Genomic DNA, 24070 nt, shown 5'->3' with positions numbered 1-24070 from the left:
GACCTGTTAAAATAGTTTGACCTTCCCCTTGATGGAAGGTTTAGCCTGTATCACGAGTGATAAAAAAGCTCACATTGTTAACTGTGACACAACAGGAGCCCACTATGTCTCAGACCATTTCGCTGGCGCTGGAAGGCCTTACCTGCGGCCACTGCGTTAAACGTGTTAAGGAAGCGCTTGAAAAGCGTGACGATGTCGAACAGGCCAGCGTTACCCAGCATGACGCACGGGTAACCGGCGACGCCGACGCCGCTGCGCTGATCGCCACGGTGGAAGAAGCGGGCTATCACGCCACGCTGAGCGGCGACAGCCACCCAAAGCCTGAGCCGTTGACAGCTTCAGAGCCGCCGCCGGAGGCGCTGACAACGGTGGCGGAACCCCTGCCGGCACAACAGAGTGAAAGCGCGCAGTTCCTGCTGATTGAGGGCATGAGCTGCGCCAGCTGCGTCAGCCGGGTAGAAAAGGCGCTGGAAAAGGTGCCTGGCGTGACTCAGGCGCGCGTCAACCTTGGCGAACGCAGTGCGCTGGTGATGGGCGACGTCGCCGCGTCTCAGCTGGTTACCGCCGTAGAGGCGGCGGGCTATCACGCGCAGCCGGTGCAGGATGAGCAGGAGCGACGCGATAAACAGCAGCACAGTGCGCGTAGCGCAATGCGCCGCTTTAGCTGGCAGGCGGCGCTGGCGCTGGCGCTGGGTGCGCCCCTGATGATCTGGGGCATGCTCGGCGACAATATGATGCTCAGCGACGCTAACCGCAGCCTGTGGCTGACGCTCGGCATCGTGACGCTGCTGGTGATGATCGTCGCGGGCGGCCACTTCTACCGCAGCGCCTGGCGCAGCCTGCGCAATGGCAGCGCCACGATGGATACGCTGGTGGCGCTCGGCACCGCGGCCGCGTGGATCTATTCCATCAGCGTCGCTATCTGGCCAGACTTTTTTCCGGTCCAGGCGCGCCATCTCTATTTTGAAGCCAGCGTGATGATTATCGGCCTGATCAATCTGGGGCACGCGCTGGAGCAGCGTGCACGACAGCGCTCTTCCAGAGCCCTTGAGCGCCTGCTCGATTTGACGCCAGCGCAGGCGCGGCTCGTCAGCGAGCAAGGCGAAAGGCTGGTGCCGCTCAGCGCGGTGCAGCCCGGCATGACGCTACGCCTGATGACCGGCGATCGCGTGCCGGTGGATGGCGAGATCAGCGACGGTGAGGCCTGGCTTGACGAAGCGATGCTGACCGGCGAAGCGGTACCGCAGGGCAAAGGGGCCGGTGACAAGGTCTATGCCGGGACGCTGGTGCAGGACGGCGCGGTGCGCTTTGTGGCGCGCGCGACCGGACAGCACACCGCGCTTTCGCGCATCATTCATCTGGTGCGTCAGGCGCAGAGCAGCAAGCCCGACGTAGGCCGCCTTGCCGACCGCATCTCGGCGGTGTTTGTACCGGTAGTCGTGGCCATCGCACTGATTAGTGCGGCCATCTGGTATCTGTTCGGCCCGCAGCCGCAGATAGCCTACATGCTGGTGATCGCCACAACGGTGCTGATTATCGCCTGCCCGTGCGCGCTGGGCCTCGCCACGCCGATGTCGATTATCGCAGGCGTAGGACGGGCGGCCGAGCTGGGCGTGCTGGTGCGCGATGCCGATGCACTACAGCGCGCCAGCCGCATCGATACGCTGGTATTTGACAAAACCGGCACGCTGACCACAGGTAAGCCACAGGTTGATAAGGTGTTGACGTGGGGCGACTGGTCACGCGACGCGGTGTTAGAGCGCGCCGCCGTGCTGGAGAAAAATGCCAGCCATCCGCTGGCGCAGGCGATTGTTGCCGCATCGCACAGCGCTGATCGGGGGGAAATAGCGCAATTTCGTACAATACGCGGTAAAGGCGTCAGCGGCATACTTGACGGCAGAGCCCTGCTGCTGGGCAACGTGGCGCTGATGGAGGATAACCAGGTCGGACTCTCCCCTGCCCGGGCAGAGATTGAGCGGCTGTCGCGTCAGGGGGCGACGCCAGTGCTGCTGGCGCAGGACGGCGAACTTGTCGGCCTGATTGCACTACGCGACCAGCTGCGTCCTGAGAGTAAAGCCGCGCTGCAACGGCTTCATCAGGCGGGCTACCGTTTAATGATGCTGACCGGCGACCGTGAAGAGACCGCTCGCGCCATCGCCCAGCAGGCGGGCATTGATGAAGTGATTGCCGGGGTGCTGCCAGAGGCGAAAGCGCAAACCATCGCCAGGCTGCAACAGCAAGGCCGGTGCGTGGCGATGGTGGGCGACGGCATTAACGATGCCCCTGCGCTGGCGCAGGCGGACGTCGGCATTGCCATGGGCGGCGGCAGCGATGTGGCGCTGGAGACCGCACCCATCGCCCTGATGCGCGCCGATCTGGACAGCGTTGCCGATGCCCTGGCGCTTGCCAGCGCGACGCTGCGCAATATTCGTCAGAATCTGCTGGGCGCGTTTATCTATAACAGCCTGGGCATTCCGCTGGCAGCGGGCGTGCTCTATCCGCTGACTGGCGCGCTGCTCAGCCCGGTGGTGGCCGGGGCCGCAATGGCCCTCTCATCGATTACCGTCGTCAGTAACGCCAACCGTTTGCTGCGCTTTCGTCCGGCGCAGCGCAATAGCCGTTAATGCGCTGTTTTTCAGCAGCAGGAATCGCTAGCATGGCGTTTTGACTGAGTAAGGACAGGGAATGACAGGCACTATCTGGCGCAGTTTGCACGGGCTGATAAGCCGGCTCTTTCCCGCCAGCTACCGCTGGCCCGCCCAGGATATTCGGCTGGACGACCGCCTGCTGCATCTGGTGGGCAGCATTCATATGGGCACTCGTGACATGCAGCCGCTGCCCCCGCGCCTGCTGCGTCAGCTGCAAAAAGCAGATGCGCTGATTGTCGAAGCGGATATTACCCAGGGCGGTTCGCCGTTTGATGAGGCCGAGACGCGTGAGCCGCTCAGCCTCCGCCTGGCGCCCGATGAGCAGGCCACGCTGAGTGCGTTGTGCGGCGAGCTGCACCTCTCAATGATCATGTTCGATACCCTGCCCGCCTGGCAGATCGCCCTGATGTTACAGGCACAGCAGGCGCAGCGACTTGGGTTGCGCCCCGATTACGGCATCGATTTTCAGCTGCTGCAGGCAGCGAAAGCGATGCACAAGCCGGTTATTGAACTGGAAGGCGCGCAGACGCAAATTGCGCTGCTGAAATCCCTGCCGGACGACGGGATGGCGCTGCTGAAAGATACGCTGACGCACTGGCATACCAATGCGCGGCTGTTGCAGATGATGGTGAGCTGGTGGCTGGATGCACCGCCGCGTGAACCACGCATCACCCTGCCCTCAACGTTCAGCTCTGCCCTGAACGATGCGCTCATTTCACAGCGCAATGCCCAGTGGTGTGAACGGTTACGGGCGCTGCCGTCCGGACATTATGTGGTGGCGGTAGGCGCGCTGCATCTGTATGGCGATGAAAACCTGCCGGCGCTGTTACAGCGTTAGAAAAAAAGAAGGCCGATATTGCTATCGACCCGTCAAAGAGGAATTTGTTTATGATTTTGGTTATCGCTCAGCCTTTCGGCTGGCGCGGATGCCATTCTCGCGCAAAGCGCAAACTTTCGCCACCATTAATTTATTAAAATTAGGAATGAGATTTTTCTTATAAGGAGAAATTTATGACACCTGCCGTAAAACTGCTGGAAAAACAAAAGGTCACCTTTAAGATCCATCCCTATGAGCATGACAGTCATGAAACAAATTTTGGTGACGAAGCCGTAAAAAAACTTAATCTGGATGCCCGGCAGGTCTACAAAACCCTGCTGGTGGCGCTAAACGGTGATGCAAAACATCTGGCAGTGGCAGTTACGCCTGTTTCCAGCCAGCTCGATTTGAAGAAGGTTGCAAAGGCGTTAGGGGCAAAAAAAGCGGATATGGCCGATCCACAGCTGGCACAGCGTGTCACCGGCTATCTGGTTGGCGGCATCAGTCCGCTGGGGCAGAAAAAGCGCCTGCCAACGGTTATTGACCGCTCAGCAGCTGACTTTGCCACAATTTTTATCTCCGGCGGCAAACGCGGGCTCGATCTCGAACTGGCGGCGCAGGATCTGTCGCGCCTGCTGAACGCGCCGCTGGCAGACATCGCCCGACGCGACTAACTACGCGTCTGAGCGCAGAGCTGGTCAATCATCCAGCGCCCGGCAGGTCCTGGTGGCGTGCGCCGCGACCAGATCGCTTCCACCGCAATACGCTGCGGCCATCCCGGTAACGCCAGCTCCTGCAACACTTCATGACCAAACTGTTTGACCAGCCAGCGCGGCAGTATGCTCCAGCCAAACCCCTGCTCCGCCATCTCCAGCAGCAGTAAATAGGTCGGTGCTGACCAGACGCGCCCCGGCGGTGTAACGGCATGCGGCTCTACCCAGGTGTTAAGCCGCAGCTGACGCACCTGCTCCAGGGCGCTTTCTGTCAGCCCCGGCTGCTGCGCCAGCGGATGGTCACGATGAATAAAGATCGCCATTTCTGCATTAACCTGAAGTCGCGCAACGGCAATGTCAGGCGGCAGCACCGGCTGCGCACGTACCACGCCCAGGTGGACGCGTCCCGCCTGCAGCAGATCCAGCACGTCAGCATCCTCAGCGATCATGCACTCCAGCTCAATTTCCGGGAACTGCGCGTCAAACTGTTTCAGCAACTGCTCATGATATTCCGTCTGCCAGAAGTCGGAGACGGCGAAGCTAAGGCGTGGCTCAACGCCCTGCGACAGCCTGATGGCCAGCGCGTCCAGCCGCTCGCTGGCGGCAAGGATTTGCTGCACCTGCGCCAGCGCGCGCCTGCCCTGATCGGTCAGGATCGGCTGACGACTGCTGCGATCGAAGAGTCTGAAGCCGAGATCGTCCTCCAGGCTGGCTATCGCCACGCTGATCGTTGACTGACTTTTGCCCAGCGCACGCGCGGCCGCAGAGAAAGAACCGCTGCTTACGGTCTGCACAAAGGCTTCCAGGGATTCAGGGGAGTAGCGCATGTTTTATCCATCGCTTTTATCGATAGGTCATCATTTTATTTTACCATCCTCTGCTGTCAGAATGCCTGCCTCACTGATGGAGGTTGATAATGCGTACCCGTTCCCTGAAAGAACGTTTTTTACATGCTCTGGGATTTGAAACGCTGGCAATCCTGACCGTTTCGCCGCTGGCAGCATGGGCAATGCAGAAGCCGCTGTTCCAGATGGGCGCGCTGGCAATCGCGCTCTCAACTATCGCGATGCTGTGGAATATGATTTACAACACGCTTTTCGATCGCCTCTGCCCGCCGGGCAAAGTCCATCGCGGTCTGCTGATCCGCGCCCTGCATGCGCTGCTGTTCGAGGGGGGATTTATTCTGATTGGTTTGCCCGTTGCCGCCTGGATGCTGAAGATTTCGCTGTGGCAGGCCTTTCTGCTGGAAGTGGCGTTTTTTCTCTTTTTCCTGCCCTACACCATGGCCTATAACTGGGCATGGGACAGGCTGCGTCCGCGCTGGTTCAGGCGGAAATCGTGTGAGGCCTGATCTTTGCGCCTGCGGGCGAGGTCGCGCGATCACAGCATTACGCAGAAGATTGACAAACGCTCTGCCCACAGCCCCGCCGTCAGGACAGCTTTGCGGCGGCGGCCATCTTGCCCGCTAAGGGCATCCTGTCCCGGCTTTCGCGAAGGTTTACGGCGCATTGCGCGCCGTTTCATTTCCCCAGGGCCAGAGCCAGGCCAGAATCATTTTTGGATAGCTGCGCTTGTGCGGCTTCTCGCGCGCCTTTTTCTCCGCGTCCGTTAACTGGTGAACGACCTCTTTCGGCGCATAGTCAGCTGCTTTCAGCGGCGTGTTAGCCTTGACGTAGTCGCGCAGCACCTCGGCATCAATATCGCCGCTATTTTTAAAACCGGCATGGGTATCAATGCGTGGATAGCCATCACCGCCTGCGGCATTGAAGCTGTTGGTCGCCATGCGATAGATTTTATCGTCCTGAAGCGGCTGCCCGTTAATCCGCACCTCGCTTACCCTGTTGCCGTCTGCGACCAGGCTGACATGGGCAAACTGGGCAAAGCCTCCTGCATCTGCTTTGATGTTCGCCACCACATCAAGGTATTTTTTCACCTCGGCCCCGGTCAGCGTCACTGACACCACCTGGTTACTAAACGGCTGCACCTGTAGCAGATCGCGCCAGCTCAGCTTGCCTTCAGGTAACGAGGCGCGAATGCCGCCACCGCTCATCACGGCAAAGTCAGCCTTCACATGAGCCATCTGCGCGCGCAGAATAAGTTGTCCAAGGTTGGTCTGGGTAAAACGTACCTGCTCACGCTCGCCGTTAAACTGACCGATCGTGCTGCCCACATTGATACTGAGACGCGCCTCGGCACGCTTCTGATAGGGCATCAGCAGCTTCATCATAGCGGTGTTCTTTGGGATCTCCTGCTGCCAGGTCAGCCAGGTTTCGCTGCCATCCGCATTTTTAATCTGGTGCTTGAGGTTCACCGGCACCAGCGCGTAGGACTCCAGCGTGACCTCGCCGTTGCGCCAGGTAAAATCACCGCGCCCGACGTACTCGCCCCATTTCCCGGCCTGCATAATCCAGACGCCATTCTGCTTATCTGGCTGACAGGCTGCGCCCGGCTGATACATTTTCACCCGCACGTCCGGTTTTTCCATGCAGACCGAATCATGTGAATGACCGCCGACAATCATTGCAACCGTGCCTGGCGGCAGGCTGCGCGCCAGCGTCACGTCGCCAGGGGCGTTGCTGCCGTGCTCGCCGTTGTCGTCATAGCCGAGATGACTCAGCACCACAATCACATCCGGTTTCTCTCCGGCCCGTAATTCCGCCACCGCCTTTTTGGTCTCGTCGATCGGATCGCGGAACACCATGTCGCGCAGATGATCGGGATTTGCCAGCTTCGCGGTGTCGGGCGTAGCCAGCCCCAGTACCGCAATCTTTAACCCCATGCGATTGAAGATGGCCCAGGGTTTAAACATCCGCTTATCGGTATTTTTCTGGTAAATATTGGCGGCAAGAAACGGAAAACGTGCCCAGCCCTCCTGCTTACGCAGCACCTCGAGCGGACGATCAAATTCATGGTTGCCGAGCGCCATTGCGTCATAGCCAATCAGGTTCATGCCGCGAATATCAGGTTCAGCGTCCAGCTCGTCTGACTCCGGCACGCCAGTATTGACGTCACCCGCAGAGAGGATCAGCGCGCCGCCGCCTTTGGCCTGCACGTCATAGCGCAACGTATCCATCAGGGTTTTCTGCGCCGCCAGGCCATATTCACCCTGCGCACCGTACCAGAAATGGCCGTGCTCATCGTTGGTGTGGAGAACGCTAAAGCGGTAGGTGCGGTCTGGCAGCGCCGCCTGGGAAAGCGCCGGGACCAGCGCCAGCAGCGCGAGGCCGGTTGCAGTCCATCGTGATAACAGCAAAGCCTGTCTCCTTATTATTGTACAAAGTGCCCGTTCCGGGTGGTATCAGCATGCTGCCCCACTGTGTCGCATATTCCGCCGCTTAACTCAAGCTGTAACGCCAGGCCCGCAACAGCCGGGTCGTTGTTAACATGGATAACCAGCTATTAACAATACCGGGAAAGCTGGTGCAAAGATCTGCCTGGGAGACTTCCTCTGCTTTTTAGAGTGATTCCAGCCAGATAGTACTTATCAGCGCCGCATTTTCCGCGAATATATTGTGCGAACGTGTTTCGTCAGCTTGCTTGATAACGGCTAAGATTGACGAAAACCGTAAGAAATAGCCCTTCGACTGCACTTTCCTCTCATTTTCAAACTTTTTTCTTATTATCCCGCAAATTGCTCAGCGAAAAGGCCATAATTGCTTTAAACTCATTTGTTACAGGCAGATACATTTGCATACAAGGAGACAGGCATGCACCACACCACACCGTTGATCACTACCATCGTCGGGGGACTGGTCCTGGCGTTTCTCCTTGGTATGCTGGCGAACCGGCTACGCATCTCCCCGCTGGTCGGTTATCTGCTGGCTGGCGTACTGGCTGGCCCCTTCACGCCAGGCTTTGTCGCCGATACGAATCTGGCTCCTGAACTCGCCGAGCTGGGCGTTATTCTGCTGATGTTCGGCGTGGGTCTGCACTTTTCCCTGAAAGATTTAATGGCGGTAAAGAGCATCGCTATTCCCGGCGCTATCGCGCAGATCGCCGTTGCCACGCTGCTGGGCATGGGGCTTTCTGCCTGGCTGGGCTGGTCGCTGATGACCGGTCTGGTCTTTGGCCTCTGCCTCTCTACCGCCAGCACCGTGGTGCTGCTGCGTGCGCTGGAAGAGCGTCAGCTGATTGACAGCCAGCGTGGGCAGATCGCTATCGGCTGGCTGATTGTTGAAGATCTGGTGATGGTGCTGACGCTGGTATTGCTGCCCGCCATTGCCGGTATGCTGGAACAGGGCAACGCCAGCCCGCAGCTGCTGGCCTGGGATCTGCTGCTGACCATCGGTAAAGTTGCTGCCTTTATGGTGCTGATGATGGTGGTAGGCCGCCGCGTTGTGCCCTGGATCCTGGCAAAAAGCGCCGCAACCGGCTCACGCGAACTTTTTACTCTGTCGGTGCTGGCGCTGGCGCTTGGCATCGCTTTTGGCGCCGTTGAGTTTTTTGATGTCTCTTTCGCCCTCGGCGCCTTTTTCGCTGGCATGGTGCTAAATGAATCTGAGCTGAGCCATCGCGCCGCCCATGACACCCTGCCCCTGCGCGACGCCTTTGCGGTTCTCTTTTTTGTTTCGGTAGGCATGCTGTTCGATCCGATGATCCTGGTGGAACAGCCGCTGGCGGTACTGGGCGCGCTGGTGATTGTGGTGCTGGGCAAATCAGTTGCCGCGTGGCTGCTGGTCACCCTGCTGGGCCACTCACGCCGCACCGCCCTGACCATTTCCGTCAGCCTGGCGCAGATTGGTGAGTTCGCCTTTATTCTGGCTGGACTGGGCGTTTCCCTGAATTTGCTCAGCAGCGAAGGACGCAACCTGGTGCTGGCCGCGGCGATCCTCTCCATTATGCTCAACCCGATCCTCTTCACCCTGCTGGAGCGCTTCCTGGCGAAAAGTGAAAGCCGCCAGGAGCAGGCGCAGGAGGAGGCCGCTGAAGAGGAGAAGCAGATCCCCGTGGATATCTGCCATCACGCCGTGATCGTTGGCTATGGTCGTGTCGGCAGCCTGCTTGGCCAGAAGCTGCTGGAAGCGGACGTGCCTTTTGTCGTGGTAGAAAACTCACGCGCGCGCGTTGAAGCACTGCGCGAACAGGGCATCAGAGCCGTGCTGGGTAATGCGGTGCGCGCCGACACCATGGAGCTGGCGCGTCTCGACTGCGCGCGCTGGCTGCTACTGACCATTCCGAACGGCTATGAGTCAGGAGAAATTGTGACGACCGCGCGCGAGAAGTTTGCTGATATTGAGATTATTGCGCGAGCGCACTATGACGATGAGGTGGAGTACATTATGGCGCGTGGCGCAACGCGCGTGGTGATGGGCGAACGAGAAATTGCCAGCAGCATGCTGCATATGCTGGAGACAGAGATCGCTGAACGCCCCATCGTGCGCGAGTGTCCTGTCTGACCTGTCCGCTTCCCCTGGGCTAGGGGAAGCGCTGCCTGACTAACGATCCCAGTAAGATTCTTCCAGACTGTCTTCACGCTCCGGCAGGCCGCGCGTCAGGCGCGGCGAATGCTGGTTCAGCACCTGATAGCTGACGCGATTGGCATACTTGCACACCTGCGCCAGCGACGAGTAGGTGAGATACTCACGCGCGTGTTTACTGGAGTTTGGCACCTTCTGCCTGTGAAAGTTATTGGCCGTGATATCATGCAGCAGGGCTGCCAGCGCGCCATCGCCTGCCCCGTTGGTATTCATGATCTTTTCCGGGCCGCCCATATAAGGCGCGATATGGGAGTAAATGCGCATCGGCTGCTCACACGCCTGCTGGCGCATCGCTCGACTGAACTCATACTGGTTGAACTCCGCAATGGCCCCCGGCAGTAGTGCATGATTGGTTTTGCGCTTAAAGGCCTCTTCGGTATAGCCCGCCATATAGAGGCCGGTGGGACCGGCGGTGCAAAGCACCAGATCGACCCAGTCCAGTGTCCTGTCGGCCGCCAGTAGCGGATCGGACTCACCGGTCAGCGCCAGCGCCTCCTCCTCATTCATCGCCACGATGGTGACGTGATCGCGCAGGAAATCGCGCCAGAACTGCGGGTTATCGCCGATCACATATTTGGTGCCCAGCGTCAGTACCACCGGCACGTTGTGGCGCTTCGCATATTCGATCGCCTGAAGGGTGGCCTGCGGCATCGGTTCGCCTTCGCTACAGCGCACCAGATAGGAGGTCAGCACCAGCGCCGAGGCACCGGCAATCATCGCTTCAGGAATGCTGTCAGGACGCAGCTGGTTCATCTGACCCGGGCTGATGGCAAAGGTGCGTTCACCCTGCTCGCCAATCAGGGTAAAGCAGCGGCCAATCGCCCCGTCAATGCCCTGAAGATAGTTGAGATCCATGCGGCTTGAGGTGTTGCAGAGATAGCGATAGGCATAGCCACCGATCTGGATATTGCTGCACATCACCCCCAACAGCACCGAACGATCGTCGGCCAGCACGGAGTAGTTGTGAAGGGTGTTACCAATAGTGCCGCCTGCAAACTGGTGGGTGATCAGGTTGTCGCGCGTTAGCTCGTGGTAAAGCGCCTCGGCAACGTCGTCGGCGATAACCAGCGAGTGACCGGCACTCAGGCCGTAGCGCACCAGAAAAGCGTCATCGACTTTGGCTTCAATATCCACCAGCGTCTGGTCGATTCCGACGACCCAACTCCCCTCTTCTACATCCTGCGAGGCAGCATGCAGTAAGGGATCGCGGGCGCTAACGGGGAAGTAGTGTTTGGATTTGCGTTTGCCGGGAAATTTCATGGTGGATGCCGTCAGAAAAACAGGCGGAGGATGATAGCACACTCTCCGCCTGCTATTTAACGACGCGCGTTAACGAGTTGTACCATCATCTCGATATGTTCAGCATCAGCATTCAGCGCTGGAATATATTCAAACTTCTCGCCGCCGCCGTGCAGGAAGAATTCGCGGTTCTGCTCGCTAATCTCTTCCAGCGTCTCCAGACAGTCTGCCGCAAAGCCGGGGCTCATTACCTGAACATGCTTAATTCCCTTCTTCGCCAGACCCTGCATGGTTTCGTCAGTGTAGGGTTGCAGCCAGGGCTCACGACCAAAGCGTGACTGGAAGGTCATCATGATCTGGTCATCGCGCAGGCCCAGCGCCTGTTGTAGCAGCGCGGTCGTGTCCGCACAGCGCAGCGGGTAGTCGTCGCCCTGATTAGCGAAGCGCTGAGGGATGCCGTGATAGGAGAGCACCAGCAGATCGGGCTGGCCGTGCTCGGCAAACGCGCGCTCGACCGAGGCTTTCAGCGCAGCAATATAGGCCGGATGCTCAGCGTAGTCGCGGATAAAGTCGATGTCAGGCAGCGTACGTGACTTTTTAAATGCGCTGTAGAGGCCATCCCAGACCGCCGCCACGGTGGAACAGGAGAATTGTGGGTAGAGCGGCAGCACGATCATGCGCGTCACGCCCTGCGCCATCAGGCGATCCACTGCGCTTTGCAGACTGGGGTTACCGTAGCTCATTCCCAGCTCAACCGGCATATCGACGCGTGCGGCCAGCGCCTCGCGCTGCAGCTTGCTGTAGACCATCAGCGGCGAGCCCCCCTCCATCCAGACGGAGGCGTAAAGTTTCGATACACGCGGTGAGCGAAACGGCAGCACGATGCCATTGAGGATCGGCCACCAGAGCCAGCGTGGGGTATCGACCACGCGCGGATCGCTAAGAAACTGTTTCAGATAGCGCTTTACAGCAGCTGTGGTGGGGGCGTCTGGCGTACCTAAATTAACCAGTAACACGCCGGGCTTGTCTTGCCTCATTGTTATTCCTTGATAGCGGAGATGCGTGAAAACAGGAGAAATTGTAGCGGAAAGCGGGAGAGGGAAAAGCAATTACTGCAAAAGGGGCTGGCAGTGCCAGCCCCAGCGGCTTAGCCGAGGATATTTGCCAGCTGTTTGCTGACGTCGGCAACCGGCCTGGTACCGTCAATTTTGTGGTAAGCGGTATTGCCCGCTTCCGCTTCTTTGCTGTAGTAAGCAATCAGCGGCGCGGTCAGCTGATGGTATTCCACCAGACGTTTACGCACGGTCTCTTCCTGATCGTCTTTACGCGTGGTCAGCTCTTCGCCGGTCACGTCGTCCTGGCCTTCCACCTTCGGCGGATTGTATTTTACGTGATATACGCGGCCTGACGGGGCATGCACGCGGCGGCCAACGATTCGATCAACGATCAGCTCGTCCGGCACGGCGAACTCCAGCACGCAGTCAATCTTGATGCCTGCCTCTTTCATCGCATCCGCCTGCGGAATGGTGCGCGGGAAACCGTCCAGCAGAAAACCGTTTTTGCAATCTTCCTGCGCGATACGCTCTTTTACCAGCGCGATAACCAGCTCATCAGTCACCAGTTTACCGGCGTCCATAATGGCTTTCGCCTGGTTGCCGAGCTCGGTGCCAGCTTTTACCGCTGCACGCAACATATCGCCCGTGGAGATTTGCGGAATGCCGTATTTCTCCATGATGAACTGAGCCTGAGTGCCCTTACCTGCGCCCGGAGCACCGAGCAGAATAATACGCATTGCGTAAATCCCCTTGCGAATCGCATTGATCAATCTGAGAAGGCGAAGACCATACCATTATGGCCCGCTCACCACAAGAAAGGCGCGGCTTCATTGCCCGATGGGGCCAGCGCATTTTTCCATCGCAGGCTGCGGGCTGGCACGGCTACCCTCTTTTTTCAGACTGGCCGCCCGTGATAAACAGCTGCTGTAGCCGCAGGCTCACCTTTGCGGTAAGAGTACTGCGTTTTTTGCCGCTGCCGCGATGGCTGGCCCGTATCAGCAGACGTCCCTGACGGGGCCACAGCTCAAGATCGCTGGCAGGCGTCAGCGCAGCCAGCTGCGTCTGCGACAGGGGAAAGCTGGCGAACGGCAGCCCCGGCTGATGGCTGGAAGCGAGCAACAGCGGCGAGTGGAGAGCGATAGCCTCTACGCTGGCCTGATTGAACGGCCGCCAGTCCGCCTCCCGGGCGCGGGCCAGTGCGGCGAACACGGAGGTGTCCAGCGGCAATCCCTGCTCAAACAAACGCAGTTCGCTACGCACCAGCGTGCTGAAGTCAGCGGTGCGTAGCGCCACCAGCACCAGCCCGCCTGGCAGGTCAACATGGCGATCAAGGCAGGTGACAAACAGGCTGGAGTGGTTAATGACATCATCATGCAGCAAGTTACTGGCGAAGCTTTCGCTCACATCGACCACGCCCTGCTGCTGGCAGTCAACCAGCGAATGAACCAGGCCCCAGGGCAGTTCCACGTGCGGCACAAAGTTGATGCTGCCCGCCATGAGCGGTACAGCAGGTAAGACGTTAAGCTCCGTCACCGGATAGTGAGAGGCGTAGCGCGTCTGGTTACGTGCCTGCTCCTGACGCAGGAAAAGCTGAGAAAGAAGGATGCGTGCAACATGCAGCGAAGGGGCAAAGAAGAGATCGTAGTGCTCCAGCCGGTAATGCCGTGACAACAGAGTACGTAACCGATCCCGTGCCTGGGCAGGTCGGTCGGCATAGGGGGGAAGTGCCATCGTGTTGTGTGTCTCTTTTTGTCTCTCGGGTGATGGCGGGCTGGCGGTAGGCCCTCATCAGGCATAGCTTCGCCTGCAAGTCAACCCGCCATAATCAGTGGGCAAGGTTAGGGGAATGCGGCTGGACTTTAAATTGATATAAACTGACAATCCCTGTTAGGTTTTTACACAGGGGATGAGTATGACCCGGCTACCTCCGCTACGGGCGCTGCACCATTTTCATCAGGCGGCGTTATATAGCAGCTTTAGCGTGGCGGCCGAACACCTTCACGTCACTCACAGCGCCGTAAGCCACCAGATTCGCCAGCTGGAGAGCTGGATGGGCAAACCGCTTTTTGTGCGCAGTAACGGACGCGTGAAACTCACTTCACACGGTGAACGCCTGCTGCTCAGCTGTCAGAAAGCGTTTAGCGAGCTTTCGACAACCTGCGCGGGCATCCGCACCGGTATGCGCCATCATCTGAACGTCGCCTGCGCGCCCAGCTTTTTGTCGCAGTGGCTGATTCCCCGCATCAGTAGCTTTTACCAGCGCTATCCCGATATTGAAATTCAGTTTCTGGCGCAGCTGGAGCTGGATCAGCTACGCAGCGAGCATGTTGATGTGCTGATCCTCAGCTACGAGCAGCCGCCGGACGGGGATATAGACGCAACGCTGATTGGCGACGACTATATTGGGCCGCTCTGTGCCCCGCAGTTTGCCTCGCGCTTTCGCAGCGCACAGGATCTTCCCGCACTGCCTTTACTGCATGCGGATACCCGTCTGCATGCCTGGGCGGAGTGGGCGAAAGCGGCTGATGTATGCGGTCACTTCTGGGTGGGCAAACACTTTGACAACCTGACGCTGGGTATTCAGGCTGCAAAGAATGGGCTTGGTGTGATTACGGCACCGCGCCTGCTGGTGCGAAAAGAGCTTGAGGAGGGATCGCTGATCGCCCCGCTCGGCTTTGTGCACGTTAATCGCGCCACCTGGATGATGACTAAAGAGTCGCGGCGTAACGACGGGGAGATCACGCTGTTTCGCGACTGGCTGTGCGAGGCGGCACAGCAATAGGCGTTACGTTAAAACGCAAAAGGCCGGTGTACAGACACCGGCCTTTTGCGTTGTTATTCCCGACCTGCGCGCAGTGCGCTAAGCAGCAGCAATAGCGCCTTCCCTGACGCCTGGCCCGCCCCCTTCCTGTTGCAAAACGCGCTGCGGTCTGGTCAGTGCAGCGCCCGTCTGAAACATCAGAGCGCGCATATTGCTCACGCCGTCAGCAGCTGATTCATTCGACGGATAAACTGGTTAGGATCGTCCAGCGTACCGCGCTCGGCCAGCAGCGCCTGATCCAGCAGCAGTTCAACCCATTCGCCGAAGCGCGCGTCGTCTTGCGTCTCTGCCACGCGTTTCACCAGCTGATGATCCGGGTTGATCTCAAAGATATATTTCACTTCCGGCACCGCCTGGCCTGCTGCGGCAAAAAGCTTCGCCATCTGCGTGCTCATTTCATCAGCGTCGGTGGTGACGATAGCAGGCGTATCGGTGAGGCGATGGGTCAGGCGAACCTCTTTCACACGTTCACCCAGCAGCGTTTTCACGCGCTCAACAAACGGCTCCAGCGCCTTCTCAGCCTCTTTCTGCTCTTCGCTCTCTTCATCCGCCAGCTTGCTCAGCGATTCATCCGCCTTGCTGACCGACTGGAACGCCTTGCCGTCAAATTCGGTGAGGTAGCTCATCATCCACTCGTCAATGCGGTCGGAAAGCAGCAGTACCTCGATACCTTTTTTGCGGAACAGCTCCAGATGGGGGCTGCTCTTCGCTGCGGCATAGCTGTCAGCAGTGATGTAGTAGATCTTCTCCTGACCTTCCACCATACGGCTGACATACTCCTCCAGCGACACGCTCTGATCGGCGCTGTCGTTGTGCGTTGAGGCGAAGCGCAGCAGTTTAGCAATCGCTTCCTGGTTAGCGCTGTCTTCCGCCGGGCCTTCCTTCAGCACCAGGCCGAACTCTTTCCAGAAGGTCTGGTATTTCTCTGCGTCATCCTTCGCCAGTTTCTCCAGCATCTGCAACGTACGCTTCGTCAGCGCAGCGCGCAGGCTCTGGGTAACACGGCTGTCCTGCAGAATTTCGCGCGACACGTTCAGCGGCAGATCGCTGGAGTCAATCAGGCCACGCACGAAGCGCAGGTAGTTCGGCATAAACTGTTCGGCGTCGTCCATGATAAAAACGCGCTGTACATAGAGCTTCAGCCCGTGCTTGTGATCGCGGTTCCACATGTCAAACGGCGCGCGCGACGGGATATAAAGCAGGCTGGTGTACTCCTGCTTTCCTTCAACCCGGTTGTGACTCCAGATGGCGGGATCGCTGAAATCGTGTGCGATATGCTTATAAAACTCGTTGTACTCTTCGTCGCTGATCTCAGATTTATTGCGCGTCCACAGCGCCTGAGCTTTGTTAATTTTTTCCCAGGTCGTGGTGTCGTTCTCTGCATCTTTGGTCTCGATCTCGACCGGCAGCGCGATATGATCGGAGTATTTACCAATTACGCTGCGCACGCGCCAGGCGTCGAGGAATTCATCTTCCCCTTCGCGCAGGTGCAGCGTGATTTCGGTGCCGCGATCGGCTTTAGTGATATCGGCAATGGTGTATTCACCTTCACCCGCCGATTCCCAGAATACCCCCTCTTCCGCTGCGGCACCGGCTGCGCGGGTACGCACAGAGACTTTGTCCGCCACGATGAATGCCGAGTAGAAGCCAACGCCGAACTGACCGATCAGCTGGCTGTCTTTGGCCTGGTCTGAACCCAGAGATTCCAGGAAGGATTTGGTGCCCGATTTGGCAATGGTGCCCAGGTTCTCAATCACCTCATCGCGACGCATACCGATACCGTTGTCCGACAGCGTCAGGGTGCGCTTGTCCTTATCAACAGAGAGACGTACGCGCAGTTCGCCGTCGCCTTCATACAGGCTGGCGTCCGACAGCGCGCGGAAGCGCAGCTTATCAGCAGCATCTGAGGCGTTGGAAATCAGCTCACGCAGGAAAATCTCTTTGTTTGAATAGAGGGAATGGATCATCAGGTGCAGAAGCTGTTTTACCTCTGACTGAAAGCCACGCGTCTCTTGTCCTTTCATGGTCATTGTTACCTCAACAGGATCAGGTTAAACGAAGGTTGAGGTTGATGTGGGGGTAGTGCGGAAAATTTCAAGCCGACGTCAGTGATGACGTCGGCAAGCGGTCAGAAAGTAATCTTGTGGCGTCCCGCCAGCGAGTGTGACAGCGTGGTGCCATCAACCATCTCCAGCTCACCGCCCACCGGCACGCCGTGCGCGATACGGCTGGCATCAACGCCATACTGCCCGCACAGCTCGGCAATATAGTTGGCCGTCGCCTCGCCTTCCACAGTGGGGTTAGTGGCAAGAATAACCTCTTTGATAGTCTCACTTTCCAGACGCTGCTCCAGCCGATCCAGCCCGATATCATGTGGGCCGATGCCGTCCAGCGGGGAAAGGTGCCCCATCAAAACGAAGTAGCGCCCGGCAAACTGGCCGGTCTGCTCAATGGCGTGGATATCCGCTGGACTCTCCACCACGCAAATCAGCCCATTCTGCTGACGCCGTGGATTGGCGCAGATGGTGCAAATTTCCTGTTCGGTGAAGGTGCGGCAGTCAGCGCAGTGGCCGATTTCGGACATCGCCCGCGTCAGCGCCTGCGCCAGCCGCATACCACCGCTGCGATCGCGCTGCAGCAGCTGAAACGCCATGCGCTGCGCCGATTTTGGCCCAACGCCAGGTAAACAGCGCAGCGCCTCCATCAGTGATTCAAGCAGTGGACTGGTTTGCATCAGAACGGCATCTTAAAGCCCGGCGGCAGCTGCATACCGGCGGAGACAGAGGCCATTTTCTCTTTCTGCGTTTCGTCGATGCGGCGCGCAGCATCGTTGAAGGCAGCGGCAACCAAATCTTCCAGCATATCTTTGTCATCTTCCAGCAGGCTGGGATCGATCTCCACGCGGCGGCAGTTGTGCGCGCCGTTGATGGTCACTTTAACCAGGCCTGCGCCCGATTCGCCGGTCACTTCCAGCGCCGCGATCTCTTCCTGAACTTTGGCCATCTTGTCTTGCATCTGCTGGGCCTGCTTCATCAGGTTGCCCAGTCCGCCTTTACCAAACATAGTTTTCTCTCTCAGCTAAGGCCGCATCGCTATCCATGAGACAGCGGCAGCGTGGTCAAACGGGTCGGATACTCTCTTCATCCAGATCGGCGTCGAAGAAACGACGCAGCGTCTGGATGTGCGTATCGCTAATGATAGACTGGCGCGCCTGCGCCAGCTTCTCTTCATAAATGGCCTGCCGCCACTCCAGTGGCGTCAATACCGCAGGATTATCATCTTCAATGATAGTCAATTCAACTGGATGACCGGCAACGTCCCCTAAAGCCGCGCCAAGCACCTGCTGCGCAGAAGCAGAATTCAGGTGGCGCTGGCTGGAGCGCAGATGCAGGCAAACGCCCTGCTCTGTGGTCTCTTTCCAGGCGTTAAGCGCCAGCTGCTGCACCAGTTTCGGTAACGCCAGCGTAGCGAGCTCGGCTGCCCAGGCGTCGCGCTGCTGCGCCTCTTCCATCAGGCGCGCCGCCAGCTCAGGGGTTTTCTCATGCTCAAGCGCTGAACGCAAGGCTTTTGGCGTTGCCACCGGTTCAGGCGCGGCCGCCACCGGGGTTTGTGCTTTCCAGCGATAGGCTTCTTTTTTCTCTGGCGCGGCTTCGCGTGGACGCGTCTGCGCGCGTTCAGTGACGGAAGCCAGGCGCTCCAGCGCGGAGTTGGCCGGCCGCGTCAGGGACGCTGCCGGCTCACTCTTTTTTGGTTTGCTGGCTCCCTGACGCAGCAGCTGGGTGCGCGCCTGAAGGAGCTGGCTGGTGGTATCAGAGAGCGGCCCATCCGGTGCGGCAGCCGGCGGCGCGGCGGCCGGCGGCGGGGGCGAAGCGGGGGCCATTTGCGGCTGTGCCGCAGCCGCGTGCTGTGGTGGCACAGCCGCAGCGGAGGCGTCGGCCACGGGCGTCATTGACGGGCGTGCTACCGGTTCGGCAATCGCCGTATGCGGATGAAACGCCAGCGCACGTAACAGCGTCATTTCAACCCCCATGCGACGGTCGGGTGCCAGCGGCAGATCTTTGCGTCCCATAAGCAGCGTCTGGTAATAGAGCTGAACGTCAGCGGGCGGCACCACACGCGCCAGCTCCCGCAAACGCGGCGCATGGCTCTCTTCTTCATCATTGACAGAGGTGGGCAGCAGCTGAACCATAGCGATGCGGTGCAGCAGGCGCAGCATCTCTACCAGCAGCGCCTCCCACTCCACGCCGCGCGTCGCCGCCTGATTCAGCAGCGTCATCACCTGTTCACCGTTGCCATCCACCAGCGCCTCAATCAGGCCCAGCGGCTGTTCATCATCCAGCGTACCCAGCATCTGGCTAACCACGCTGCCGCTGACCACGCCCTGCCCCATGGCAATAGCCTGATCGGTCAGGCTGAGCGCATCACGCATGCTGCCATCGGCGGCGCGCGCCAGCAGCTGAAGCGCACGTGGCTCACTCTCAATCTGCTCCTGCTGCAGAACATAGTCGAGCTGATTGCGGATCAGGTCGACATCCAGCGCCTTGAGATGGAACTGTAAACAGCGTGAGAGGATCGTTACCGGCAGCTTTTGCGGATCGGTCGTGGCCAGCAGGAATTTGACGTGTGACGGCGGCTCTTCCAGCGTTTTCAGCAGGGCGTTAAAGCTGTGGCGCGAGAGCATGTGCACTTCATCGATCAGGTAGACCTTAAAGCGACCGCGCGCGGGCGCATACTGTACGTTGTCCAGCAGATCGCGCGTGTCTTCTACTTTAGTGCGTGAGGCGGCGTCGATCTCGATCAGATCGACAAAGCGGCCCTGCTCGATCTCGCGGCAGTTGTCGCACTGGCCGCATGGCGTCGCGGTGATACCGGTTTCGCAGTTGAGTCCTTTCGCCAGCAGTCGTGCGATAGTGGTTTTACCCACGCCACGCGTGCCGGAGAAGAGATAGGCATGATGGAGACGTCCCAGTGACAGTCCATTCGCCAGCGCGGTCAGGACATGTTCCTGACCGACAACGTCAGCAAATGCCTGGGGACGCCATTTTCGCGCAAGTACCTGATAGCTCATGTGGATTCGATCACTGGATGTGGTTGGAAAGATGAGCGCAGACGCGCTGCAACCCCTGTATATCGTTGCAGTAGTTTAACAGCGACGGCGGGCATTGCCTATCACTTGCTGGCCTCGCGCGCGGCGAGGCCAGTGTCACTCAGTGACCGGGGAAGTTGACCAGGCTGTAGCAGTTGACGCCCAGCGCTTTCAGGCGAGATTCGCCGGTCAGATCGAAAAGATTAATCACAAAAGCCGCGTCATTGACTTCGCCACCTGCGCGACGGATCAGCTTAACCGTTGCTTCGATGGTGCCACCGGTCGCCAGCAGATCGTCAACGACCAGCACCACGTCGCCAGGCTTAATCGCATCTTTATGCAGCTCAAGCGCGTCAGTGCCATATTCCAGCTCATAGGATTCGCTGAATGTTTCACGCGGTAGTTTGCCGGGTTTGCGCACCGGCACAAAGCCTACGCCCAACGCGAGCGCGACGGGCGCGCCAAATAAAAAGCCGCGCGCCTCGGTGCCGACGACTTTTGTAATGCCCCGATCGCGGAAGCGCTCAACAAACAGCGCAATAGTGGCGGCGTAGGCCTCTGGATCTTCCAGCAGGCTGGTGACGTCGCGGAACAGAATCCCGGGTTTTGGATAATCGGGAATGCTTTTAATGCTCTCTTTAATGAATTCAAGCTGCTGCGCAGTTGCGGTCATAATGTTACGCCTGGTAAAAACTTTATATCGCGCAGCTTCCATAGCGTCAGATTCCGAAATGAATCAGACGCAGAAGATAAAAATAAGGGAAGCCACGCACGAAGATGCCCAAATCTAAGCAAATGGCCGGCCAAATGCAACCTTATCGCGGTGGCGTGCGATCGTCGGGCGATTCTGCCACCACCGGAATGCGCCACATCATCAGCAGTAAAACGCAGAGCATTACGCCAAGCATGAGGCGTATCCACAGAATTTTTACTAGCCAGATCGATACGCCAAAGGTTACCAGCATCAGCGCAATGGCCCGCCCCTTTGCGCCTGGCGGCATCGCGTGGTGCCGCTGCCAGTGGCGCAGATAGCGACCAAAGGGCGAACGCCACAGCAGCCAGTGGTGAAAGCGCGGCGACGATCGGGCGAAACACCAGGCGGCCAGCAGCACAAATGGCGTGGTCGGCAATAATGGTAATACAATGCCCAGCGCGCCAAGTATGATGGCCAGCCAGCCGAGGGTCAGTAATACAATACGTTGCATAGCGTTGCCTGAATCCTTTGCATGCGCGCTACGTTAGCACAGATAAGGAAAAGATGATGGTCTCTGCCACTACGCAGCAGCGCCTGGCGGCCTGCATGACGGCGCTCCGGTCACAGATCGCTCAGCATCCTGACGGGCGCTGCCGCACGCCACGCTTCGATCAACAGCTGTTTACCACCACCGGCACGCGGCTGGCTGACTATCTGCTGGAGATCGAGCGCAACCTTGAGCTGTTCGGCCGCTGCCAGAACGCGCAGGAGCGTCTCTGGCTGGCAGACAGGCTGCTGAACCAGATTGCCGCCCTGCAGCGCGAGGCCAGCAGCCAGCAGCTGCGCCCGCGCCGTGAACAGCCTGCCGCCAGCCCGCGCCAGCAGAAGCTGGAAGAGTATCGCGAATATGAGCGGCGGCTAAAGGCGATGATCGACCAGCGCGAGCAGCGGCTGGCGCGGGCAGAGAGCCTGGCAGTGCAGCAGCAGCTTAAGCAGGATCTTGAGGTGCTGGAAGGCCGTTTAGCGCGCTGCCGTCAGGCGATCGCTGCCGTGGAATGGGCGCTTTCGCTGCGCGGTGACGTCCGCTAATGACTATACTTAACGCGATCTGTTCAGGAGCCGGATATGGGAATCATTGCCTGGATTATCACTGGACTGGTTGCAGGCTGGCTGAAGCGATTATTACTACCCGGCCGGCCCGGTGGCTTCATGGCAACGCTGGTGCTGGGGGTAATCGGTGCGCTGGTCGGCGGCTACATTGCCAGCTATTTTGGCCTCGGCTCGCTGGCGCACTTTCATTCTGGCGCGCTGGGTATCGCGCTGACGGGCGCATTAATGATGATGCTGGTCGCAGCAAAGCTGCGCATATAAGGAATCACCATGACACTGGAAAATGCACCCGATGAGGTGAAACTGGCAGTGGACCTGATTCAGCTGCTGGAAGAGAACCGGTTACCTGCCGATACGGTGCTGGCGGCGCTGGCTATTGTACAGCGCGACTTTGAGAAGAAACGCGCCGCCGAACAGCAGCGTTAATGCGTTGTCGTTAAGGTCGGACTCAAACGCAGCATATCCAGGAAAGCCTCGACAATTTGAGGTGCCGCTGCCGCCAGGTCGAAGCTTTCCGGCGTAAACAGCCAGCTCTCCATCATGCCATTAACGTAGCCCCGCAGCAGCAGCGCCGCCTGACGGGTATTGAGCGTGACGGGCAGTTGTCCTGCCTCAATGCACTCTTTCAATACATCTTCTATTTTGTCATAGCACTCAGAAAGCAGGCTTTGCTGCATATTCTGCAACGCAGCCATCTCACCAACAAATTCGCATTTGTGAAAAATAATCTCCATCAAAGCGCGACGCTGGGGATCCTTTGCTGTTGCTTCAAAGATATAGATGAGCATGGCGCGCAACACAGAAAGTGGATCACCGGGGTATTTTGTCTGATACTCAAGTTCCACATCATCAAGCCCAGCGTCAGTGCGCAGCCAAATTTCGTGCAAAACATCGGCTTTATTTTTGAAATGCCAGTAAATCGCGCCTCGCGTGACGCCAGCCGCTGCGGCAATATCTGCAAGCGACGTGGCAGAAACGCCCTGGCAGGAAAATAATGCAAGGGCGGCATCCAGAATTTGATGACGTGTTTCAAGTGCTTGGGCTTTGGTTTTTCGTGCCATAGAAGACTTTTTTTACAGGCTGGCAAGTTTACATACATTTGTGAATGTATGTACCATAGCACGACCCGGGTTTTAGCGCAGCAATGGGTTTTTCGGTTTGTGATCCATTGATCAATTGATATCGGACACTAGAGGTTTATTTATGAATAAAAACAGAGGATTATCGCCTCTGGCGGCCGTCCTGATGCTTTCAGGCAGCTTTGTATTAACAGGATGTGATGATAATAAATCCCAGCAAGCCGCCCAGCAGCAACCTCCAGAAGTGGGTGTGGTTACCCTTAAAAGCGAACCCCTAAAGATCACCACAGAACTGCCGGGCCGTACTTCAGCCTATCGCGTGGCTGAAGTGCGACCTCAGGTTTCCGGTATCATTCTGAAACGTAACTTCGTGGAAGGCAGCGATATTAAAGCGGGTGAGTCGCTTTATCAGATCGATCCGGCTACCTATCAGGCGAGCTATGACAGTGCCAAAGGCGATCTGGCGCAGGCGCAGGCCAACGCGCGCATCGCTCAGGTCACGGTTAATCGCTACAAGCCGCTGCTGGGCACAAAATATATCAGCCAGCAGGATTACGATAACGCCGTCGCCACCGCTGCGCAAAACGCGGCTGCCGTGCAGGTTGCCAAAGCCAACGTCGAAACCGCCCGTATTAACCTGGCCTATACCAAAGTCACGTCGCCGATTAGCGGTCGCATTGGCAAATCGTCCGTGACCGAAGGCGCGCTGGTGCAGAATGGGCAGACCACTGCGCTGGCCACTGTGCAGCAGCTCGATCCGATGTATGTCGATGTTACCCAGTCCAGCGATGAATTTATGCGCCTGCGCGCCGAGCTGGAGTCAGGTCAGCTGAAACAGGTTGACGGCAAAGCCAGCGTTACGCTGCTGATGCAGGACGGCAGCGAGTCGCCGCAGAAAGGTACACTGGAGTTCTCTGACGTAACCGTTGATGAAACAACCGGTTCTATCACGCTGCGTGCCATTATGCCTAACCCGGACCATCGTTTGCTGCCCGGCATGTTTGTGCGTGCGCGTCTGGAAGAAGGCACTAACCCCAATGCGCTGCTGGTTCCACAGCAGGCGGTTGCCCGTACGCCAACCGGCCAGGCCACCGTTATGGTGGTAGGCGCTGATAATAAGGTTGAAGTACGCAACGTCAACGCCTCGCAGGCGATTGGCGACAAGTGGCTGATCACCTCTGGTCTGAAAGAGGGTGAGCGTGTTATCAGCGTAGGTACACAGCGCGCCAAACCAGGCGCTCAGGTTACGCCGCAGGAGGTTTCTGATGAGCAGAAATCTGAAGCCAATGCGCAATCTCAGACCCAGTCTGAAAAATCGTCGTCTTAACAGG

Annotated in this window: 23 protein-coding genes and 1 other annotated feature; of the genes, 10 read left to right on the top strand and 13 right to left on the bottom strand. The window is 58.4% G+C overall.

Features of this window, described 5'->3' with window-relative positions; genetic code table 11:
- Positions 1-104: 104 nt before the first annotated feature.
- The 3 genes from copA (at position 105) to ybaK (ending at position 4139) form a co-directional block, all read left to right on the top strand.
- Positions 105-2624 carry a copper-exporting P-type ATPase CopA gene (gene copA, locus HP564_RS09690; protein WP_371242464.1) on the top strand — a complete coding sequence of 840 codons (2520 nt, stop codon included), beginning with the start codon at positions 105-107 and terminating at the stop codon, positions 2622-2624.
- Positions 2625-2685: 61 nt separating this feature from the next.
- On the top strand, positions 2686-3486 hold the full coding sequence (locus HP564_RS09685; RefSeq protein WP_371242462.1) for a TraB/GumN family protein: 801 nt from the start codon (positions 2686-2688) through the stop codon (positions 3484-3486).
- A gap of 173 nt (positions 3487-3659) precedes the next feature.
- A complete protein-coding gene (ybaK, locus tag HP564_RS09680; protein WP_371242460.1) occupies positions 3660-4139 on the top strand; it encodes a Cys-tRNA(Pro)/Cys-tRNA(Cys) deacylase YbaK in 480 nt (159 codons plus the stop codon).
- Here the strand turns inward: ybaK and HP564_RS09675 are convergent.
- Positions 4136-5005, bottom strand: coding sequence for a LysR family transcriptional regulator (locus HP564_RS09675; RefSeq protein ID WP_371242458.1), 870 nt, complete (start codon positions 5003-5005; stop codon positions 4136-4138). The two genes, ybaK and HP564_RS09675, sit on opposite strands and share 4 nt — an antisense overlap.
- An 89-nt stretch (positions 5006-5094) precedes the next feature.
- Here HP564_RS09675 and HP564_RS09670 point away from each other — a divergent pair, with 89 nt between their 5' ends.
- Complete coding sequence (locus tag HP564_RS09670) at positions 5095-5529, top strand: multidrug/biocide efflux PACE transporter (RefSeq protein ID WP_371242456.1); 435 nt, start codon at positions 5095-5097, stop codon at positions 5527-5529.
- Between the two features lie 147 nt (positions 5530-5676).
- Here HP564_RS09670 and ushA read toward each other — a convergent pair whose 3' ends face one another.
- On the bottom strand, positions 5677-7431 hold the full coding sequence (gene ushA / locus HP564_RS09665; protein WP_371242454.1) for a bifunctional UDP-sugar hydrolase/5'-nucleotidase UshA: 1755 nt from the start codon (positions 7429-7431) through the stop codon (positions 5677-5679).
- A 454-nt stretch (positions 7432-7885) separates the two neighbouring features.
- Here ushA and ybaL point away from each other — a divergent pair, with 454 nt between their 5' ends.
- Positions 7886-9574 (top strand): YbaL family putative K(+) efflux transporter, encoded by a 1689-nt coding sequence (ybaL, locus tag HP564_RS09660; RefSeq protein ID WP_371242452.1) that lies wholly within the window; start codon positions 7886-7888, stop codon positions 9572-9574.
- A gap of 39 nt (positions 9575-9613) precedes the next feature.
- Here the strand turns inward: ybaL and HP564_RS09655 are convergent, their stop codons facing one another.
- From HP564_RS09655 to HP564_RS09640, 4 genes are all read right to left on the bottom strand, one after another.
- The gene (locus HP564_RS09655; RefSeq protein ID WP_371242450.1) at positions 9614-10915 is read right to left on the bottom strand and encodes an inosine/guanosine kinase; all 1302 of its coding nucleotides are present in this window, start codon (positions 10913-10915) and stop codon (positions 9614-9616) included.
- Between the two features lie 56 nt (positions 10916-10971).
- Positions 10972-11931: a ferrochelatase gene (gene hemH, locus HP564_RS09650; RefSeq protein ID WP_371242448.1), complete on the bottom strand. Its 960-nt coding sequence runs from the start codon at positions 11929-11931 to the stop codon at positions 10972-10974.
- Positions 11932-12041: 110 nt separating this feature from the next.
- Positions 12042-12686, bottom strand: a complete 645-nt coding sequence (gene adk, locus HP564_RS09645) for an adenylate kinase (protein WP_371242446.1) — start codon at positions 12684-12686, stop codon at positions 12042-12044.
- A gap of 145 nt (positions 12687-12831) precedes the next feature.
- Positions 12832-13680, bottom strand: coding sequence for a DUF6024 family protein (locus HP564_RS09640; RefSeq protein ID WP_371242444.1), 849 nt, complete (start codon positions 13678-13680; stop codon positions 12832-12834).
- Positions 13681-13861: 181 nt separating this feature from the next.
- Here HP564_RS09640 and HP564_RS09635 point away from each other — a divergent pair, with 181 nt between their 5' ends.
- The gene (locus HP564_RS09635) at positions 13862-14731 is read left to right on the top strand and encodes a LysR substrate-binding domain-containing protein (protein WP_371242442.1); all 870 of its coding nucleotides are present in this window, start codon (positions 13862-13864) and stop codon (positions 14729-14731) included.
- Positions 14732-14925: 194 nt separating this feature from the next.
- On the opposite strand, the gene htpG is transcribed toward HP564_RS09635, so the two are convergent.
- The 6 genes from htpG to HP564_RS09605 all read right to left on the bottom strand — a co-directional run bounded on the left by htpG (position 14926) and on the right by HP564_RS09605 (position 21061).
- Complete coding sequence (htpG, locus tag HP564_RS09630; protein ID WP_371242440.1) at positions 14926-16800, bottom strand: molecular chaperone HtpG; 1875 nt, start codon at positions 16798-16800, stop codon at positions 14926-14928.
- A gap of 98 nt (positions 16801-16898) precedes the next feature.
- The gene (gene recR, locus HP564_RS09625; protein WP_371242438.1) at positions 16899-17504 is read right to left on the bottom strand and encodes a recombination mediator RecR; all 606 of its coding nucleotides are present in this window, start codon (positions 17502-17504) and stop codon (positions 16899-16901) included.
- Positions 17504-17833, bottom strand: a complete 330-nt coding sequence (locus tag HP564_RS09620) for a YbaB/EbfC family nucleoid-associated protein (RefSeq protein WP_081139342.1) — start codon at positions 17831-17833, stop codon at positions 17504-17506. The genes recR and HP564_RS09620 overlap by 1 nt, the downstream gene beginning before the upstream one ends.
- Positions 17834-17888: 55 nt before the next feature.
- Positions 17889-19838 carry a DNA polymerase III subunit gamma/tau gene (gene dnaX, locus HP564_RS09615; RefSeq protein ID WP_371242436.1) on the bottom strand — a complete coding sequence of 650 codons (1950 nt, stop codon included), beginning with the start codon at positions 19836-19838 and terminating at the stop codon, positions 17889-17891.
- Positions 18477-18538: a sequence feature (DnaX frameshifting element), on the bottom strand. (Overlaps the previous gene by 62 nt.)
- Positions 19839-19977: 139 nt before the next feature.
- A complete protein-coding gene (gene apt, locus HP564_RS09610; protein ID WP_371242434.1) occupies positions 19978-20529 on the bottom strand; it encodes an adenine phosphoribosyltransferase in 552 nt (183 codons plus the stop codon).
- 142 nt (positions 20530-20671) lie between these two features.
- Entirely contained in the window at positions 20672-21061 is a 390-nt protein-coding gene (locus HP564_RS09605) for a DUF454 family protein (RefSeq protein WP_371242432.1), read from the bottom strand.
- Positions 21062-21117: 56 nt separating this feature from the next.
- Here HP564_RS09605 and priC point away from each other — a divergent pair, with 56 nt between their 5' ends.
- Genes priC through rsmS form a run of 3 tightly spaced genes read left to right on the top strand, consistent with a single transcriptional unit; the run spans position 21118 to position 22086 of the window.
- Complete coding sequence (priC, locus tag HP564_RS09600; protein WP_371242741.1) at positions 21118-21639, top strand: primosomal replication protein PriC; 522 nt, start codon at positions 21118-21120, stop codon at positions 21637-21639.
- A 36-nt stretch (positions 21640-21675) separates the two neighbouring features.
- Positions 21676-21921 carry a GlsB/YeaQ/YmgE family stress response membrane protein gene (locus HP564_RS09595; protein ID WP_371242430.1) on the top strand — a complete coding sequence of 82 codons (246 nt, stop codon included), beginning with the start codon at positions 21676-21678 and terminating at the stop codon, positions 21919-21921.
- A 9-nt stretch (positions 21922-21930) separates the two neighbouring features.
- On the top strand, positions 21931-22086 hold the full coding sequence (rsmS, locus tag HP564_RS09590) for a pleiotropic regulatory protein RsmS (RefSeq protein WP_371242428.1): 156 nt from the start codon (positions 21931-21933) through the stop codon (positions 22084-22086).
- Here the strand turns inward: rsmS and acrR are convergent.
- On the bottom strand, positions 22083-22721 hold the full coding sequence (gene acrR, locus HP564_RS09585; protein WP_371242426.1) for a multidrug efflux transporter transcriptional repressor AcrR: 639 nt from the start codon (positions 22719-22721) through the stop codon (positions 22083-22085). The two genes, rsmS and acrR, sit on opposite strands and share 4 nt — an antisense overlap.
- Positions 22722-22863: 142 nt before the next feature.
- Between acrR and HP564_RS09580 the strand changes: the two genes are divergently transcribed.
- On the top strand, positions 22864-24066 hold the full coding sequence (locus HP564_RS09580; RefSeq protein ID WP_371242424.1) for an efflux RND transporter periplasmic adaptor subunit: 1203 nt from the start codon (positions 22864-22866) through the stop codon (positions 24064-24066).
- Positions 24067-24070: the final 4 nt, after the last annotated feature.

This window comes from Pantoea sp. KPR_PJ, from assembly GCF_041386365.1.
Classification (GTDB): domain Bacteria; phylum Pseudomonadota; class Gammaproteobacteria; order Enterobacterales; family Enterobacteriaceae; genus Pantoea.
This window is presented reverse-complemented; position numbering and strand designations above follow the sequence as displayed.

What these genes read in the sequence shown, in the direction of transcription:
- dnaX (WP_371242436.1), bottom strand. Translation starts at nt 19,838, where the DNA reads ATGAGCTATCAGGTACTTGCGCGAAAATGGCGTCCCCAGGCATTTGCT.
- priC (WP_371242741.1), top strand. Translation starts at nt 21,118, where the DNA reads ATGGTCTCTGCCACTACGCAGCAGCGCCTGGCGGCCTGCATGACGGCG.
- HP564_RS09635 (WP_371242442.1), top strand. Translation starts at nt 13,862, where the DNA reads ATGACCCGGCTACCTCCGCTACGGGCGCTGCACCATTTTCATCAGGCG.
- HP564_RS09580 (WP_371242424.1), top strand. Translation starts at nt 22,864, where the DNA reads ATGAATAAAAACAGAGGATTATCGCCTCTGGCGGCCGTCCTGATGCTT.
- copA (WP_371242464.1), top strand. Translation starts at nt 105, where the DNA reads ATGTCTCAGACCATTTCGCTGGCGCTGGAAGGCCTTACCTGCGGCCAC.
- recR (WP_371242438.1), bottom strand. Translation starts at nt 17,504, where the DNA reads ATGCAAACCAGTCCACTGCTTGAATCACTGATGGAGGCGCTGCGCTGT.
- HP564_RS09640 (WP_371242444.1), bottom strand. Translation starts at nt 13,680, where the DNA reads ATGGCACTTCCCCCCTATGCCGACCGACCTGCCCAGGCACGGGATCGG.
- rsmS (WP_371242428.1), top strand. Translation starts at nt 21,931, where the DNA reads ATGACACTGGAAAATGCACCCGATGAGGTGAAACTGGCAGTGGACCTG.
- adk (WP_371242446.1), bottom strand. Translation starts at nt 12,686, where the DNA reads ATGCGTATTATTCTGCTCGGTGCTCCGGGCGCAGGTAAGGGCACTCAG.
- htpG (WP_371242440.1), bottom strand. Translation starts at nt 16,800, where the DNA reads ATGACCATGAAAGGACAAGAGACGCGTGGCTTTCAGTCAGAGGTAAAA.
- acrR (WP_371242426.1), bottom strand. Translation starts at nt 22,721, where the DNA reads ATGGCACGAAAAACCAAAGCCCAAGCACTTGAAACACGTCATCAAATT.
- HP564_RS09595 (WP_371242430.1), top strand. Translation starts at nt 21,676, where the DNA reads ATGGGAATCATTGCCTGGATTATCACTGGACTGGTTGCAGGCTGGCTG.
- HP564_RS09620 (WP_081139342.1), bottom strand. Translation starts at nt 17,833, where the DNA reads ATGTTTGGTAAAGGCGGACTGGGCAACCTGATGAAGCAGGCCCAGCAG.
- hemH (WP_371242448.1), bottom strand. Translation starts at nt 11,931, where the DNA reads ATGAGGCAAGACAAGCCCGGCGTGTTACTGGTTAATTTAGGTACGCCA.
- HP564_RS09655 (WP_371242450.1), bottom strand. Translation starts at nt 10,915, where the DNA reads ATGAAATTTCCCGGCAAACGCAAATCCAAACACTACTTCCCCGTTAGC.
- apt (WP_371242434.1), bottom strand. Translation starts at nt 20,529, where the DNA reads ATGACCGCAACTGCGCAGCAGCTTGAATTCATTAAAGAGAGCATTAAA.
- HP564_RS09670 (WP_371242456.1), top strand. Translation starts at nt 5,095, where the DNA reads ATGCGTACCCGTTCCCTGAAAGAACGTTTTTTACATGCTCTGGGATTT.
- ybaL (WP_371242452.1), top strand. Translation starts at nt 7,886, where the DNA reads ATGCACCACACCACACCGTTGATCACTACCATCGTCGGGGGACTGGTC.
- HP564_RS09685 (WP_371242462.1), top strand. Translation starts at nt 2,686, where the DNA reads ATGACAGGCACTATCTGGCGCAGTTTGCACGGGCTGATAAGCCGGCTC.
- HP564_RS09675 (WP_371242458.1), bottom strand. Translation starts at nt 5,005, where the DNA reads ATGCGCTACTCCCCTGAATCCCTGGAAGCCTTTGTGCAGACCGTAAGC.
- HP564_RS09605 (WP_371242432.1), bottom strand. Translation starts at nt 21,061, where the DNA reads ATGCAACGTATTGTATTACTGACCCTCGGCTGGCTGGCCATCATACTT.
- ybaK (WP_371242460.1), top strand. Translation starts at nt 3,660, where the DNA reads ATGACACCTGCCGTAAAACTGCTGGAAAAACAAAAGGTCACCTTTAAG.